This is a genomic window from Streptomyces flaveolus (genome assembly GCF_000716535.1).
GTDB lineage: Bacteria > Actinomycetota > Actinomycetes > Streptomycetales > Streptomycetaceae > Streptomyces > Streptomyces flaveolus_A.
Genome location: NZ_JNWV01000009.1, coordinates 101,859 through 117,171, shown reverse-complemented (window position 1 = coordinate 117,171; position 15,313 = coordinate 101,859). Strand labels below are relative to the sequence as shown.

Here is a 15,313-nt window from a genome sequence, read left to right as displayed (position 1 = left end):
TCGTGTCCCCCTGTGGCAGGGGCGCACGCCGGACGGGCGCACAACAGCGGTCTATTCTTCCACGCCCTCGGCCCGGCGCCAAAATCGGCCGTACGGCTCCCCGTCCGGGTCCGGTTCCCAGCCCAGGATGGAGAGCATCTCGCGGTCCTTCTTGTCGAAGGCCTTGGGCTCGCAGCGCTCGATCAGGTCGGGGCGGTTGAGGGTCGTGCGCCGCAGGGCCTCGTCGCGGCGCCAGCGGGCGATCTTCCCGTGGTGGCCGCTGAGCAGCACCTCGGGGATGTCCCGGCCGCGCCAGACGGGCGGCTTGGTGTAGACGGGGCCTTCCAGGAGGTTGGCCATCGCGCCGGGGGCGAAGGAGTCGTCGCGGTGGGACTCCGCGTTGCCGAGGACGCCGGGCAGCAGCCGGGCGACGGCCTCGGTGACGACGAGGACGGCCGCCTCGCCGCCGGCGAGGACGTAGTCGCCGATGGAGACCTCGTAGACCGGCATACGGGTCGCGTACTCGTCCATGACGCGCCGGTCGATGCCCTCGTAGCGGGCCGGGGTGAAGATCAGCCAGGGGCGCTCGGACAGCTCGACGGCCAGTTCCTGGGTGAAGGGGCGGCCGCTGGGCGTGGGCACGATCAGCGCGGGCGCCTGGGCGCCCGTCTCGTACCCGTCGGCGAGGACCGTGTCCAGGGCGTCGCCCCAGGGATCGGTCTTCATGACCATGCCGGGGCCGCCGCCGTACGGCGTGTCGTCCACCGTGTTGTGCCGGTCGTACGTCCACGCGCGCAGGTCGTGCACATGGACGTCGAGCTGCCCGCGCGCGCGTGCCTTGCCCACGAGGGAGACGTTCAGCGGCTCCAGGTACTCCGGGAAGATCGTGACGACGTCGAGCCTCATGCGCCGGCTTCCCCGGACTCTGCCCCGGACTCGTCCCTGGAGGAGGCGATCTCGGCGCGGTCGTCGATCAGGCCGGGCGGGGGCGTGATGACCGCCTTCTGCTCCGCCAGGTCGATCTCGGCGACGATCTCCTCCACGAAGGGGATCAGCACCTCGCTGCCGTCGGGGCGCTCGACGATGAACAGGTCCTGCGTGGGCAGGTGCGAGATCTCGGTGATCCGGCCGACCTCGATACCGTCCTCGGTGACCACGTCGAGGTCGATGAGCTGGTGGTCGTAGTACTCGTCCTCGCCCTCGGGCAGTTCCTCGGGGTCCACCTCGGCGATCAGCAGGGTGTTGCGCAGGGCCTCAGCGGCGTTGCGGTCGGTGACGCCCGTGAAGCGCAGGAGGAGGCGGCCGCTGTGGACGCGGCCGGTCTCGATGGTCAGCGGTCCCGCCGAGGCGGGATCCGTGGCGAGTACGGCGCCGGGCGCGAGCCTGAGTTCCGGCTCGTCGGTACGTACCTCGACGGTGACCTCGCCCTTGATGCCATGGGCACGGCCGATCCGTGCGACTACGAGCTGCACCTGTCCAAATCTCCTGTCGTACGACTGCGGGCCGGGGACGGCCCAGTGGCCCTCCCCGGCCCGAGCCGGTTGCGATGAAGCGTCAGCGGACGTGGTCCACGTCGACCAGGTCGACGCGGACACCGCGACCGCCGATGGCGCCCACGACGGTGCGCAGGGCGCGCGCGGTGCGGCCGTTGCGGCCGATCACCTTGCCGAGGTCGTCCGGGTGGACCCGGACCTCCAGCACGCGCCCGCGGCGCAGGTTGCGCGAGGCGACCTGCACATCGTCAGGGTTGTCGACGATGCCCTTCACGAGGTGCTCAAGCGCCTCTTCGAGCATGCTGCTCAGGCCTCGGTGGACTCGGACTCGGCAGCGGCCTCGTCCTTCTTCTCAGCCTTCTTCTTCTGGGTGATCGCCTCACCCTTGCCCTCGTCGTCACCGCCGAGAGCCTCGAACGACGGGCGGCCGGCCTTCGGCTCGGCGACGAGCAGCGGCGCGGGAGCCGGCTCGCCCTTGAACTTCTGCCAGTCGCCGGTCTTCTTCAGGATGGCGAGCACGGGCTCGGTCGGCTGGGCGCCGACACCGAGCCAGTACGCCACGCGCTCGGCGTCCACCTCGATGACCGACGGGTTGTAGGTCGGGTGGTACTTGCCGATCTCCTCGATGGCCCGGCCGTCACGGCGGGTACGGGAGTCGGCGACGACGATGCGGTAGTGAGGCGAACGGATCTTGCCCAGACGCTTCAGCTTGATCTTGACTGCCACGGGAGTGGGTTCTCCTGGATTTGACGTGGTTGGGCACGGCGAGTGGCCGCGTGGGGTTGCGGTACCCGAGTGCCCGATGGACGCGTCAGCCGGAGGAGAGAGGGGTCCTGTGCGGCTGTCGAGTACAGCTAGCCATTCTGCCACACCCTGAGGGCCGCTCCGGGCCGAGGGTGTGCGGGCTGTGCCCGGGCATGGCAGGGAGGCACCCGGCGTGGAGGTGAGGTCACGTCGGGTGCGCCGCCCCGTGCCGTGAGGTCGCCGCCGGCTACGGCTGCCACGAGCAGCCGTAGCCCTACGCCGCTCCCACGACCTCCGGGATCCTGAACGGCTTGCCGCAGCCGCCGCAGACGATGGGGGCCTGGGCGAGGACCGAGGGCACCACCCGGACGTTGCGGCCGCAGTCGCACACCGCCTTGACCCGGACGCCGCCGCCGGAGGAGCCGTGCCGCGCGGCCGGGCCGCGGAAGGTGCGGGAGGTGTCGGCCGAGGTGGCCGCCGTGTGGGCCTTCAGGGCGCGCTGGAGCCGCTCGATGGTCGGGCGGTAGCGCCGCTTCGCCTCGGCGTTGAGCGTGACCAGCGAGAAACCGCTGCTCGGGTGCGGCTCCTCGGGGTGGTCCAGGCCCAGCTCCTCGGCGATCGCGAGGAAACGACGGTTGTGGTAGCGGCCGGCCCGGGAGGTGTCGCGGACGCCGCGGGCGGCGGCGATGCCGTGGACTGCCTCGTGGAGCAGCCTCTCGAAGGAGAGTTCGTGCCCGCACGCGGACGACGACTCCCCGATCAGGGACTCTGGCGCGGCAAGGTCCGGCAGCTCGGGGTGGTACCGCTGAATGTCGGCCCACGCCTGCGCCAGCTCTGCGGCGAGAACAGGTGGTGTCTGTGTCGTGCTCACGTAATGACAACGAGCGGGGGTGCCGCTGTGTTCCTATTCCGGGGCATCCCAAATAATTTGCACGTACCCGTCAGTTGCCGCTGATGCGTCCTGACGAGGGCGGGTGCGCTGATCTGCGGAGAAGCGTCACAGCTCATACCAAGCTGGTGCGTAGTCCGCGCTACGCACCACCGGTGAGCCCTGGGGCGACGGGGGCCGGCTGCTGCGCAAGAGGTGTTTCGGCCGCTCTCGGCGCGCGCCCTCACCCCGGTCAGCGTCCACGGCCTCCGTGACGTTACCGCGTGCCGCTGCGACCTCCGTCACCGGCCCGCCCGCCGGGGGGCCGACACCGGAGGACCATCCAGATTGCCGGGATGTGAAATCTCGCCACACCGGCTTCCTCACCCCAAGCCGGGCCCCACGACCCCTGGACGCCGCCGCGAGCCGGGAGTTACCTGGCATACGTGGGAAGGGCGCGCGCACGGCACGGGGGGCACGCAACCGGGCGCGGCGGCGAACTGTCGGCGGATTGGGGCGCTTACCTATGACACCTACGCTCGTGCGGCAGCACACGTCTCACGCGGAGTCCGCACCCCGCGTGGACCTGAGCGCACGCGCGCGTGACTGGTCCGAGATCCAGGAGCGGATGCTCGTGCCGCTCTACGAAGCCGTGTACGACCGACTCGAGGTGGGCCCCGCCACCCGGCTGCTGGGCCTGCGCTGCGGTTCCGGGCTCGCCCTGCTGATGGCGGCCTCCAGAGGCGCGGCGGTCACCGGTGTCGACCCCGCCTCCCCCGAACGGCTCGCCCTCGCGCGCGAGCGCCTGCTGCCGGACGCCCCGCCCGGCCGGGGCCGCGACGGCGGACGCGGCACGCGCGCGCGTACGGCCGCGGCGCTCCTCGACGGCCCGCCCACGGCCACGGACGGCCCGGATACGGCCGCGTACACCTTGGTGACCGCCTTCGAGCCGATCGGCGGCCTCCCGGGCGACGCCGAGGGGCTCGGCGACCTGCTCGCGGACGTGGTGCCGCTGGCCGGGCGCGGGGCCGCCGTGGTCCTGGCCGGCTGGGGACCGCCGGAGCGCTGCGCCACCTCCTCGGTGCTGCGGGTGGCCGCCAAGCTGGCCGATCCGCTGCGCGGTGCGCGCAGCCGGCCGCCCGTCCGGCGCGACGACCTGGAGGAGGTCGCCGGGGAGGCCGGGCTGAAGCCGGACGGCTCGGGCCGGGTCGCCTGCCCGTTCGGGTACGCCGATCTCGACAGCGCCGTACGGGGGCTGCTGTCCACCGGCCTGTTCGACGCGGCGATCGCGGCGACCGACGCCAAACAGGTCGACAAGGAGTTGACGGAGGCCCTGCACCCGCACCGGCGCCCGGACGGCACCGTGTGGATGCCGAACGTCTTCCGCTACCTCATCGCGCGCGTGCCCTGAGGCCCGCCGTCAGCCCTCGCCCGCCTTGGTCAGGCGGGTGATCCCGGCGATCCGGTAGGCGTCCGCCTCCTCCAGCGTCTCGCTCTCCAGCAGGGCCTGCGCGAGCGCGTCCAGCCGGCCCCGGTGGTCCCGGAGCTTGCGGCACGCCTCCTCGTAGCACTCGTCCACGATCCGCCGCATCTCGGAGTCGATGACGTCCAGGGTCTGCGGGGCGGCCGACAGTCCGTACGCCTGCTGGGCGTCGCTCGGCAGGGCGGACAGCCGGCCGACGCGCTCGCTCATGCCCCAGCGGCCCACCATCCCGCGCGCGATGTTGGTGACCTGCTCCAGGTCGTTCTCGGCACCCGTCGTGACGACCCCGTAGACGACCTCCTCCGCCGCCATGCCGCCCAGGGCGCCGATGATGCGCCCGCGCAGATACTCCTCGGAGTGCGCGTACCGCTCCACCTCGGGCGTGGACATGGTCACCCCCAGCGCCCGGCCGCGCGGCACGATGGTGATCTTGCGGACGGGGTCGGCGCCGGGCTGCAGCATGCCGAGCAGGGCGTGGCCGCTCTCGTGGTACGCGGTACGGCGGCGGTCCTCCTCCGGCATGACCAGGGTGCGCTCGGCGCCCAGTTGCACCTTCTCCAGCGCCTCGGACAGGTCGGCGCCGGTCACCTGCTCCTGCTTGCGTTTGACCGCGAGCAGAGCGGCCTCGTTGGCGAGATTGGCCAGATCCGCTCCGGTCATGCCCGGGGTGACGCGGGCCATCTGCGTCAGGTCCACGTCGGGCGCGAGGGGGATCTGCCGGGTGTGGATCCGCAGGATCGACTCGCGTCCGCCGCGGTCCGGCGGGGACACGGTGACCACCCGGTCGAAGCGGCCGGGACGGGTCAGCGCCGGGTCAAGGATGTCCGCGCGGTTGGTCGCGGCGATGACGATCACGCCCTCGGAGCCCGAGAAGCCGTCCATCTCCGTGAGGATCTGGTTCAGCGTCTGCTCGCGCTCGTCGTGACCGCTCATCGACGAACTGCCGCCGCGCGCGCGTCCGATGGTGTCGATCTCGTCGATGAAGATGATCGACGGCGCCACCTTGCGGGCCTCGGCGAACAGCTCGCGCACGCGGGACGCGCCGACGCCCACGATCATCTCGATGAACTCGGACGCCGAGGCCGAGAAGAACGGCACCCCGGCCTCCCCCGCGACCGCCCGTGCGAGCAGGGTCTTGCCGGTGCCGGGCGGTCCGGAGAGCAGCACCCCGCGGGGCAGCTTGGCGCCCATCCTGCGGTAGACGTCGGGGTGCTCCAGGAAGTCGACGACGTCGTCGAGTTCGCCCTTGACCTCGTCGATGCCGGCCACGTCGGCGAAGGTCGTGCGCTCGGTGCCCGGCCGCAGCCCGACCGGTCTGGGCGGCGACCGGCGGCCGAACAGGCCACCCGCGCCGGGCAGCATCCCGCCGAGCCGCCGTTGGACGAGGACCCACACCACAACCAGGACCGCGATCGGGATCAGGGACATCAGCAGGTTGGAGGCCAGGCTGCGTTCCTGCACGACCGGCCGCGCGGTGACCGTGACCCCGTGGCTGCTCAGGTTCTGCCACAGCCGGTCGTCCGCGAAGGCCGGCCGCTGCGTCTTGAACTTGGTGTACTCGCCGCCGCCCTCGGGATCGGAGCGGGCGCTCTTGAGCTGGCCCTGGATCGCGTCGCCCTTGGAGTAGATCGTGGCGACATTGCCCGCGCCGACCTGCCTGCTGAACTCCGTGTACGAGATCGTCGGCTCGTTGCCCTGGCCGAGGTAGTGGAACCCGAGGTAGGCCAGTACGAAGACGATCACGGCGGTGGCGAGCAGGCCCCACCACTTGCCGCCGCGGAACCGGCCGGACCGCCGAGGAGGCTCCTCCGGTGTGCCCTCGGCGCGCCACGGCTGATCAGGCGCCTTGCGGGGCGGCGCCGCATCGCTCATATCTGGACGTTACGACACCCCACGGGCCTCGGCACGCGCAAGGGGCGCCCCCGCGGAAGGAGGCGCCCCGGCGTTTCGCGCGAGTGGCGGGACTCAGCCCATGAACTTCTTGAACTCGTCCGGCAGCTCGAAGTCCTGACCGCCCTGCTGCGGCAGGCCGAAGGCGTTGCCGCCCTCCGCCGCGGCGGCCCGGCGTGCGGCCTCCTCCAGCTCCTGCTGCTTGCGCTTCATCGGGTTGCCGGAGCGCTGCTTGCCCTTGGCCTTCTTCTGCTGCTTCTTCTGCCGGCCGGGGCCGCCGCCCATGCCCGGGATCCCCGGCATGCCCGGCATACCGCCCTGGGCCATGCGCGACATCATCTTGCGGGCCTCGAAGAACCGCTCGACCAGGCTCTTCACCGCGCTGACCTCGACACCGGAACCCCGCGCGATACGGGCGCGGCGGGAGCCGTTGATGATCGTCGGGTCCTGGCGCTCGGCCGGGGTCATCGACTTGATGATCGCGGCGGTGCGGTCGACGTCCCGCTCGTCCAGGTTGGCGATCTGGTCCTTGATCTGGCCCATGCCCGGGAGCATGCCGAGCAGCTTGCTGATGCTGCCCATCTTCCTGACCTGTTCCATCTGGGACAGGAAGTCGTCCAGGGTGAAGTCCTGGCCCTTCTTCGACGCCAGCTTCGAGGCCATCTTCTGGGCCTCTTCCTGGCTGAACGTCTTCTCCGCCTGCTCGATCAGGGTGAGCAGGTCACCCATGTCGAGGATGCGGGAGGCCATCCGGTCCGGGTGGAACGCGTCGAAGTCGTCCAGCTTCTCGCCGTTCGACGCGAACATGATCGGCTTGCCGGTGATCTGCCGGATGGACAGGGCCGCACCACCGCGGGCGTCACCGTCGAGCTTGGAGAGGACCACGCCGTCGAAGCCGACGCCGTCACGGAAGGCCTCGGCGGTGTTGACGGCGTCCTGACCGATCATGGCGTCGACGACGAACAGGATCTCGTCGGGGCCGACCGCGTCCCGGATGTCCGCGGCCTGCTGCATCATCTCGGCGTCGATACCGAGGCGGCCGGCGGTGTCCACGATCACGATGTCGTGGACCTTGGACTTGGCGAAGTCGATGGAGTCCTTGGCGACCTTCACCGGGTCACCGACGCCGTTGCCCGGCTCCGGCGCGTACACCGCGACACCGGCGCGCTCGGCGACGACGCTCAGCTGGTTGACGGCGTTCGGGCGCTGGAGGTCGGCGGCGACCAGCAGCGGGGAGTGGCCCTGCTCCTTGAGCCACCGGCCGAGCTTGCCCGCGAGGGTGGTCTTACCGGCACCCTGGAGACCGGCCAGCATGATCACGGTGGGCGGCTGCTTGGCGAAACGCAGACGCCGGGTCTCGCCGCCGAGGATGGTGATCAGTTCCTCGTTGACGATCTTGAGGACCTGCTGGGCGGGGTTGAGCGCCCGGGAGACCTCGGCCCCGAGCGCGCGCTCCTTGATGTTCTTGATGAACTGGCGCACGACCGGCAGGGCCACGTCGGCTTCGAGGAGCGCGATGCGGATCTCGCGCGCCGTGGCGTCGATGTCCGCCTCGGAGAGCCGTCCCTTGCCGCGCAGGTTCTTGAAAGTCGCTGACAGGCGATCGGAGAGAGTGTCGAACACGGCGCTCGCGGTCCTCGGGGTCGGTGACGGTCTTGAAGGTCGCCCTCCAGGGTATCCCGGCGCCGCAAGCACCGGGGCAGGTCATCCGCGCAGCGTCTCCTCCAGCACCCCCGCCAGTGACGCCGCGTCCCCGGCGGGCAGCGGCGCGCCGGTCCCGGTCGTGACGTAGAACGCGTCCACCGCGTTGGAGCCCAGCGTGCTCACGTGCATGCTCCGGACCCGTACGCCCGCCTTCTCCAGGGCCATGCCGATGCGGTACAGCAGGCCCGGGGCGTCCTGGGTGCGGACCTCGATCACCGTGGCGTGGTGGGAGGCGGCCGGGGCGACCGTCACGCGGGGCGGCGGGGCGGTCCAGCTGCGGCGGCGCGGGTAGGCCGCGTCACGTTCGGCGAGACGGCCGGCGATGTCGAGGGTGCCGTCCAGGGCGCGGACGAGGTCGGTGCGCAGGCGGGCCGCCTGGGGCAGGGAGCCGTACTCGGCGGCGACCCGCCAGTTGAGCAGGAGGACCGCTCCGTCGTCGTCCACGTCGTCCGGCAGGGGCAGCGCGCGCAGCTCCGCCGTGCGGACGGTGAGGCGGTGCACGGCGAGGACACCGGCGACCGCGGGCAGCACCCCGGGCTGGTCGGGTACGGCGATGAGCAGCTCCACGCCCAGGGGCTCCGGGTCGCCGTCCGGATCCTCGTCGCTGACCGGTTCGGTCTGGGCGCGCAGGGCGAGGACCGGGCCACCGGTGCGGTGGGCCTCGATGGCGAGGCGTTCCTGCTCGGCGGTGGGCGCGGCCGGCTCGGGTTCGTCGGGGACGTCCCCGGCGAGGACGGCGCGGACGCGTCGGACGAGGTCGGCGACGAGGGAGCCGCGCCAGGAGGACCAGGCGGCCGGGCCGGTCGCGAGGGCGTCCGCCTCGGTGAGGGCGTGCAGCAGCTCCAGGGTGCTCTGGCTGCCGACGGCCTCGGCGACGGAGCGGACGGTGGCGGGGTCGTCCAGGTCGCGGCGGGTGGCGGTCTCGATGAGCAGCAGGTGGTGGCGCACCAGCAGGGACAGCACGGCCACGTCCGACCGGTCGAAGCCGATCCGTGCGGCGACGTCCTTGGCGATGATCTCGCCGGCCACCGAGTGGTCGCCGGGCCAGCCCTTGCCGATGTCGTGCAGCAGCGCGGCGACCAGCAGCAGGTCGGGGCGGCTGACGCGACGGGTGAACTCGGAGGCCCGGACCGCCGTCTCGATCAGGTGGCGATCCACCGTCCACACGTGCACGGCGTTGCGCTGCGGCCGGCAGCGCACCCGTTCCCAGTCGGGCAGCAGGCGGGTGATCAGGCCCTCGGCCTCCAGGGCCTCCCAGACCTCGATCGTGGGGCGGCCGGAGCCGAGCAGGGTGACCAGTTGCTCGCGGGCCTCGGCGGGCCAGGGGGCGGGCAGGGGCCGCGCGGTGGCGGCCATCCGCCTGACGGCGTGCAGCGAGAGCGGGAGGCCGGCCTGGGCGGCGGCGGCCGCGGCGCGCAGCGGGAGCACGGGGTCGCGTTCCGGGCGTGCGGCGCGGGCCAGCACCACCTCGCCGTCCTGCTCGACCACGCCTTCGGCCAGCGGCGACCGTTCCGTGACCGGCTTGCCGCCACCCAGCATGGCGCGCAGACGCGGCCGGACGGCGCGCGAACGCAGCACGCGCCCCACTTCCCGCCAGGTCACGTCACTGGCGTACGCGATCACCCGCGCCGCTTCGTACACCTGTCGCAGCAGGGTGTCGGCGTCGAGCAGGCCGAGCTCGGCGGCGACCTGGTCCTGTTCCTGGAGGGCGAGCCGGTCGGTGGCGCGGCCGGTGGCCAGGTGGAGGGCGTCCCGGACGTCGAGGAGGCGGCGGCGGGCCTCGGCCAGGCCCTCGCGGGGGGCGTCGGCGAGCCAGGAGGCGGCGACGGCGCGCAGGGCGGTGGCGTCGCGGAGGCCGCCGCGGGCCTCCTTGAGGTCGGGTTCCAGGAGGTACTGGAGTTCGCCCTGGCGCGCGGCGCGTTCGGCGCACAGTTCCTGGAGTTCGGGCAGGCGTCTGGGGGCCTGGTTGCGCCAGTCGGCGAGGGCGGCGGTGCGCAGGCCGGCGGTGAGGGCCGGGTCGCCGGCCAGGTGGCGGGCGTCCAGCAGGCCGAGGTGGACCTTGAGGTCCTCGCCGGCCGTCTTGCGGGCCTCGGCGGGAGTGCGGACGGAGTGGTCGAGGGCGAGGCCGAGGTCCCAGACGGGGTACCAGATCCGGTCGGCGAGGGCGGCGACCGCGCCGGGGTCGGAGCCGTCGTGGAGCAGAACGAGGTCGAGGTCGCTGCGCGGGGACAGCTCCCCGCGGCCGTAGCCGCCGACGGCGACGAGGGAGACGCCGTGCGCCGCGCCCGCCGCCGCGTCGAACAGTCCGGCGAGCCAGTCGTCGGTCAGTCCGCTGAGGGCGGTACGGCGCGGCGGCCCGGACCGCGCCCCCTCCGTGAGGAGGCGCAGCCGGGCCGCCGCGTAGCCGCCGGGTCCCGAGCCTTCCGTCTCTTTCCGCACATCCGTACCCGTCACCCAGCGACTCCTGTTCCGTTTCCCCGGACGTTCCCCTGACCCAGATTCTGCTGTGTCAGAGCGCGTCCGGCCCGCGCTCGCCCGTGCGGACCCGTACGGCGGTCTCGACGGGCAGGGACCAGACCTTGCCGTCCCCGATCTTGCCCGTACGGGCCGCCTTGACGATGACCTCGATCAGCTGCTCGGCCTCGTCGTCCTCGGCCAGCACCTCGATACGGATCTTGGGCACGAGGTCGACGGTGTACTCGGCGCCGCGGTAGACCTCGGTGTGCCCGCGCTGCCGGCCGTAGCCGCTGGCCTCGGTGACCGTGAGGCCGTGGACGCCGAATGCCTGGAGGGCTTCCTTGATCTCGTCGAGCCGGTGGGGCTTCACGACGGCGGTGATGAGCTTCATGCGTCCACCTTCTTGTTCTGCGCGGCGGCCAGGGCCGGGGCGGCGAGAGAACCGGTGACGCCGCCGCCGGCGCCGCTGAAGTCGTATGCGGTCTCGGCGTGCTCGGCCTGGTCGATGCCGGAGATCTCCTCGTCCTCGGTGACCCGCATGCCCATGGTCTTGTCGAGGAGGAAGGCGAGGACGGCGGAGACGATCAGGGAGTAGGCGAGGACCGCGAAGACACCGGCGCACTGCTTCCACAGCTGGGTGAAGGTGTGGTCGCCGTAGAAGACGCCCGTGGCGGTGGACTGGCCCTTGCCGGTGGCGAAGAAGCCGATGAGCAGGGAGCCGATGATGCCGCCGACCATGTGGACGCCGACGACGTCGAGGGAGTCGTCGAAGCCGAACTTGAACTTCAGACCGACGGCCGCGGCGCAGGCGACACCGGCGATGGCGCCGACGGCGATCGCGCCGAGCGGGGAGACGGCGCCGCCGGACGGGGTGATGGCGACCAGACCGGCGACCGCGCCGGAGGCGGCGCCGAGCGTGGTGAACGCGCCGTGCCGGATCTTCTCGTAGGCGAGCCAGGCCAGCATGGCGGCGGCCGTCGCGACCTGCGTGTTGACGAACATCAGCGCGCCGACGCCGTCGTCGTTGCCGAGCCAGGAGCCGGCGTTGAAGCCGAACCAGCCGAACCACAGCAGGCCGGCGCCGAGCATGACCAGCGGGAGGCTGTGCGGGCGCATGGGGTCGCGCTTGAAGCCGACGCGCTTGCCGATGACGAGGATGACACCGAGCGCTGCCGCACCGGCGTTGATGTGGACCGCCGTACCGCCCGCGAAGTCGATCACGCCGAGCTTGTAGGCCCAGCCGTCGGCGCCCCAGACCCAGTGGGCGACCGGGACGTAGACGATCGTGACCCACAGGGCGACGAACAGCGCCCAGGCGGAGAACTTGACCCGGTCGGCGAGGGCGCCGCTGATCAGGGCCGGGGTGATGATCGCGAACATCAGCTGGAAGACCATGAACACGAAGATCGGGATGGTGTAGCCGTCCCAGAGCTGCGTCAGGCCGATGTTGCTGAGGCCGATCCAGTCGGCGTTCCAGCCGAGCAGGCTGTTGCCCGTGCCGAAGGCGAGGGAGAAGCCGTAGAGGACCCACAGGATGGTGACGATCCCGAGGCTGATGAAGCTCATCATCAGCATGTTCAGGGTGCTCTTGACGCGGACCATGCCTCCGTAGAAGAAGGCCAGTCCCGGGGTCATGAGCATCACCAGGGCGGAACAGATGAGCATGAAGCCTGTGTTGGCGGACGACAGTTTGGGTGCGTCCGCCGCAAGCATGATGGCTGGTGCCATCGGCGTCTCCTCGTCGGTTGGTACGGCCCCGTGCGGGCGGTGCCTGAGCGGTCCGGTCGGGTGAGGGGTGGGCCGGTTATGCGCCACGAGACTGGCGCAGCGCGGTTTCGGTGGAAGCCCCTCGTTGTTTCGCCGGGGTGACGAAGGCGCCCTGTGTGTTACGCGTCGATGAAGTGCGGGATGCCGGGCCGCGCGATCGTTATCGTGGCGCAACCTTCTCCGCGGGAGACGCGCGGAGACACGGGCCGGCCGCGGCGGGCCTTCCGATGACCTGGCATGGGGGAGCCGAGTCGGGCAGTTCGGGAGGACCGGCCGCGGCCGGGGTCTGGGGTGCTGTGGTGGTCAGACGGCTTCGGCGGTCTCCGGCAGGTCGACGGCGAGCTGGTCACTGAGGTCGACCACGGCGGCGAGGTCGCCGTAGTCGCGGACGGCCGTGTCGACCGTCTTTCGGATACGAGTGTTCACACGCTCGGAGCGGACCTTCTTGGCGATCTGCATGGCCCGCGTGGCGTAGGTCGCGCTCTCCTCGGGCTCGCGCCGGAGCAGGTGCACGGTGGCCATGCCGATGAGGTTGAGCGCGTACGACCGCTGGTACTCGGAGTCCTCGGCGAACAGCTCCACGGCCCGCCGCATGAGCGGCTCGGCGAGGGAGGCGTAGGTGGGGCTGCGCCCGGCCACGTAGGCGAGGTCGCGGTAGGAGTGGGAGTTCTCGCCGTACAGCTCGGCCTCGGAGAAGAAGCGGATCCAGTCGGGGTCCGGCTCGTCCCACTCGTCGACCTCGGCGAAGGTGTCCTCGGCCATGCGGACGGCGCGCTTGGTCTTGCCGGGCTGGCCCATGTTGGCGTAGGCGCGGGCCTCCATCGCATACAGCATGGACTGGGTGCGCGGGCTCGCGCAGTCGCGGCTGCCGTACTGGGCGAGGTGGATGAGCTCCAGGGCGTCCTCGGGCCGGCCGAGGTGGATCATCTGGCGGCTCATGCTGGAGAGGATGTACGAGCCGAGCGGCTTGTCCCCGGCTTCCTTGGCCGCGTGCAGGGCGAGCACGAAGTACTTCTGGGCGGTGGGCTGGAGGCCGACGTCGTACGACATCCAGCCGGCCAGCTCGGCCAGCTCGGCGGCGACCTTGAACAGCCTGCGGGTGGTGGCCTCGGGCTGGGGCTCCTGGAGCAGGTCGGTGACCTCGTGCAACTGGCCGACGACCGCCTTGCGGCGCAGACCGCCGCCGCACTGGGCGTCCCACTGGCGGAACATGCGCGTGGTGGACTCCAGCAGCTCCAGCTCCGGCCGGGACAGCCGGCCAGGCCTGCGCGCGTCGAGGGCGGACTGGGGCTCGGGCGGGGCCGGGGAGGCTGGGGTGGGCACGAGCCAGCGCTGCATGGGCTCGATGAGGGAGGGGCCGGCGGACAGCGCGAGCGAGGTCCCGAGGAAGCCGCGCCGGGCGAGCATCAGGTCGCTGCGGGAGAACTCACCGAGCAGGGCGACCGTCTGCGGGCCCGTCCAGGGCAGGTCGACTCCGGAGGCGGCGGGCGACTGGCGGGCGGCGCGCAGGCCGAGGTCCTCGATGGAGACGACGCAGCCGAAGCGCTCGGAGAACAGCTCCGAGAGGATGCGCGGGATCGGTTCGCGCGGGTTCTCCCCGTCCAGCCAGCGGCGCACCCGCGAGGTGTCGGTGGAGATGTGGTTGGCACCCAACTGGCGTGCCCTGCGGTTCACTTGGCGGGCCAGCTCGCCCTTGGACCAGCCGCTGCGCACGAACCACGAACCGAGCAGCTCGTTGGGGCGCTTGTCAGCGTGTGTCCCGCTTCCGCCATTGCCGCCCACTGGAACGCCCCCATCCCTGAGACCACTTGTCGCCCGATGCGCCAAGCCCTATCAGAATGCCGGTAAATACGGCCTCCCGTCCGCCGGTTCTCACCCTTCGAACGGTTTGACGACTTGCCTCCGGCATACCCGCGAGTGCATGTGCCCCGGGGACTCGCACACTCACAGTAATCCTACGATCACCCGTCCAACCACAGGGATCCCTGAAACGCCACCATTCGCCACCCCTTCGAATGAACTCACGGTGGCCCGCACGCGATTCACTTGACATAGGACGGCCGGAAGTGGGCGGAGTGATGCACTCGGGGGCGCGTATCCCCCCGGTGCGCCACCCTCCGCACCTCAAGGCGCCGCCTTAGCGCCGCGTCCCCACGGGGAGGCGGAGCCGTAGCGTTACGTTCCGCTTCCGTCTCGCTCCGTGGCGTAACCACCGGCGCGCTGGACCCGTTGGAGGGGGCATGGGCTTCACGATCGGCGGCATCCGCGAAATCCGGTCCGGCACGCGTCGGCGCGGCCGGTCCGCGGAGTGCACCGCCGTCGCCGAGTTCACCGGGCTGTGGGGCTGGGACGTGGTGCCGGGGGCACGGGCCGCCGGAGGCGCCTGCTCCTGCGGGCGGTCCGACTGCGCGGCACCGGGCGCGCATCCGCTGGACTTCGCCCCGCCCGTTCCGGCCGGGGCCACGCTGGACGAGGTGGGCAAGGCCTGGTCGGAGTTCCCGGGCGCCTCGGTGATGCTGCTGGTGGGCCGGGCCTTCGACGTCATCGAGGTCTCGGAGCCGGCCGGCCGCCGTGCTCTGGTCCGCCTGGAGCGGATGGGCCTCCCGCTCGGCCCGGTGACCGCGACCCCGGACGGCCGCGCCCACTTCTTCGTCGCGCCCGGCGCCGCCGCCGACCTCCCCCGGCTGCTCTACCGCATGGGCTGGGACGACCCGGCCGCGCTGGACCTGCGCGGCCTCGGCCCCGGCACGCACATCACCGCGCCCCCCTCCGACCGGGGCGGCCTCGGCCCGGTGCGCTGGCTGCGCCCGCCCGTGCTGGACGCGGCGACCCGGCCCCCGGCGGCCCGGCTGCTGCTCGGCACGCTGGCGTACGTAGCCCACCGGTCACGGGCCCGGGCGTAGGCCCGCCCGCCCAAGACGAAGCTCC

Annotated in this window: 13 protein-coding genes; 2 read left to right on the top strand and 11 right to left on the bottom strand. The window is 72.0% G+C overall.

Annotation, left to right across the window (positions count from 1 at the left end; genetic code table 11):
• Positions 1-51 precede the first annotated feature (51 nt).
• The 5 genes from trmD to OO52_RS11370 all read right to left on the bottom strand — a co-directional run bounded on the left by trmD (position 52) and on the right by OO52_RS11370 (position 3,087).
• Positions 52-885, bottom strand: coding sequence for a tRNA (guanosine(37)-N1)-methyltransferase TrmD (gene trmD, locus OO52_RS11390; protein ID WP_030649055.1), 834 nt, complete (start codon positions 883-885; stop codon positions 52-54).
• On the bottom strand, positions 882-1,451 hold the full coding sequence (gene rimM, locus OO52_RS11385) for a ribosome maturation factor RimM (RefSeq protein ID WP_030649059.1): 570 nt from the start codon (positions 1,449-1,451) through the stop codon (positions 882-884). The genes trmD and rimM overlap by 4 nt, the downstream gene beginning before the upstream one ends.
• A gap of 82 nt (positions 1,452-1,533) precedes the next feature.
• A complete protein-coding gene (locus OO52_RS11380; RefSeq protein WP_003973401.1) occupies positions 1,534-1,773 on the bottom strand; it encodes an RNA-binding protein in 240 nt (79 codons plus the stop codon).
• Positions 1,774-1,778: 5 nt separating this feature from the next.
• On the bottom strand, positions 1,779-2,198 hold the full coding sequence (gene rpsP / locus OO52_RS11375; protein WP_030649062.1) for a 30S ribosomal protein S16: 420 nt from the start codon (positions 2,196-2,198) through the stop codon (positions 1,779-1,781).
• 292 nt (positions 2,199-2,490) lie between these two features.
• Positions 2,491-3,087 (bottom strand): hypothetical protein, encoded by a 597-nt coding sequence (locus tag OO52_RS11370; protein WP_030649065.1) that lies wholly within the window; start codon positions 3,085-3,087, stop codon positions 2,491-2,493.
• A 523-nt stretch (positions 3,088-3,610) separates the two neighbouring features.
• On the opposite strand from OO52_RS11370, the gene OO52_RS11365 reads away from it, so the two are divergent.
• Positions 3,611-4,495: a class I SAM-dependent methyltransferase gene (locus tag OO52_RS11365; RefSeq protein WP_199819953.1), complete on the top strand. Its 885-nt coding sequence runs from the start codon at positions 3,611-3,613 to the stop codon at positions 4,493-4,495.
• A 9-nt stretch (positions 4,496-4,504) separates the two neighbouring features.
• Here the strand turns inward: OO52_RS11365 and ftsH are convergent, their stop codons facing one another.
• From ftsH to nsdA, 6 genes are all read right to left on the bottom strand, one after another.
• Complete coding sequence (gene ftsH / locus OO52_RS11360; RefSeq protein WP_030649071.1) at positions 4,505-6,439, bottom strand: ATP-dependent zinc metalloprotease FtsH; 1,935 nt, start codon at positions 6,437-6,439, stop codon at positions 4,505-4,507.
• A 93-nt stretch (positions 6,440-6,532) separates the two neighbouring features.
• Positions 6,533-8,080: a signal recognition particle protein gene (gene ffh / locus OO52_RS11355; protein ID WP_030649073.1), complete on the bottom strand. Its 1,548-nt coding sequence runs from the start codon at positions 8,078-8,080 to the stop codon at positions 6,533-6,535.
• A gap of 81 nt (positions 8,081-8,161) precedes the next feature.
• Positions 8,162-10,615, bottom strand: a complete 2,454-nt coding sequence (locus OO52_RS11350) for a [protein-PII] uridylyltransferase (RefSeq protein ID WP_030649075.1) — start codon at positions 10,613-10,615, stop codon at positions 8,162-8,164.
• Between the two features lie 55 nt (positions 10,616-10,670).
• Positions 10,671-11,009: a P-II family nitrogen regulator gene (locus OO52_RS11345; protein WP_030649077.1), complete on the bottom strand. Its 339-nt coding sequence runs from the start codon at positions 11,007-11,009 to the stop codon at positions 10,671-10,673.
• Positions 11,006-12,346, bottom strand: coding sequence for an ammonium transporter (locus OO52_RS11340; protein ID WP_030649080.1), 1,341 nt, complete (start codon positions 12,344-12,346; stop codon positions 11,006-11,008). The genes OO52_RS11345 and OO52_RS11340 overlap by 4 nt, the downstream gene beginning before the upstream one ends.
• A gap of 342 nt (positions 12,347-12,688) precedes the next feature.
• Positions 12,689-14,167, bottom strand: a complete 1,479-nt coding sequence (nsdA, locus tag OO52_RS11335) for a transcriptional repressor NsdA (protein ID WP_030937814.1) — start codon at positions 14,165-14,167, stop codon at positions 12,689-12,691.
• A gap of 458 nt (positions 14,168-14,625) precedes the next feature.
• On the opposite strand from nsdA, the gene OO52_RS11330 reads away from it, so the two are divergent.
• Complete coding sequence (locus OO52_RS11330; RefSeq protein ID WP_030649084.1) at positions 14,626-15,288, top strand: bifunctional DNA primase/polymerase; 663 nt, start codon at positions 14,626-14,628, stop codon at positions 15,286-15,288.
• Positions 15,289-15,313 lie beyond the last annotated feature (25 nt).

Coding starts and splice junctions, on each gene's coding strand:
- trmD (WP_030649055.1), bottom strand. CDS start 885: ATGAGGCTCGACGTCGTCACGATCTTCCCGGAGTACCTGGAGCCGCTG.
- OO52_RS11345 (WP_030649077.1), bottom strand. CDS start 11,009: ATGAAGCTCATCACCGCCGTCGTGAAGCCCCACCGGCTCGACGAGATC.
- OO52_RS11340 (WP_030649080.1), bottom strand. CDS start 12,346: ATGGCACCAGCCATCATGCTTGCGGCGGACGCACCCAAACTGTCGTCC.
- OO52_RS11330 (WP_030649084.1), top strand. CDS start 14,626: ATGGGCTTCACGATCGGCGGCATCCGCGAAATCCGGTCCGGCACGCGT.
- ftsH (WP_030649071.1), bottom strand. CDS start 6,439: ATGAGCGATGCGGCGCCGCCCCGCAAGGCGCCTGATCAGCCGTGGCGC.
- OO52_RS11365 (WP_199819953.1), top strand. CDS start 3,611: ATGACACCTACGCTCGTGCGGCAGCACACGTCTCACGCGGAGTCCGCA.
- OO52_RS11380 (WP_003973401.1), bottom strand. CDS start 1,773: ATGCTCGAAGAGGCGCTTGAGCACCTCGTGAAGGGCATCGTCGACAAC.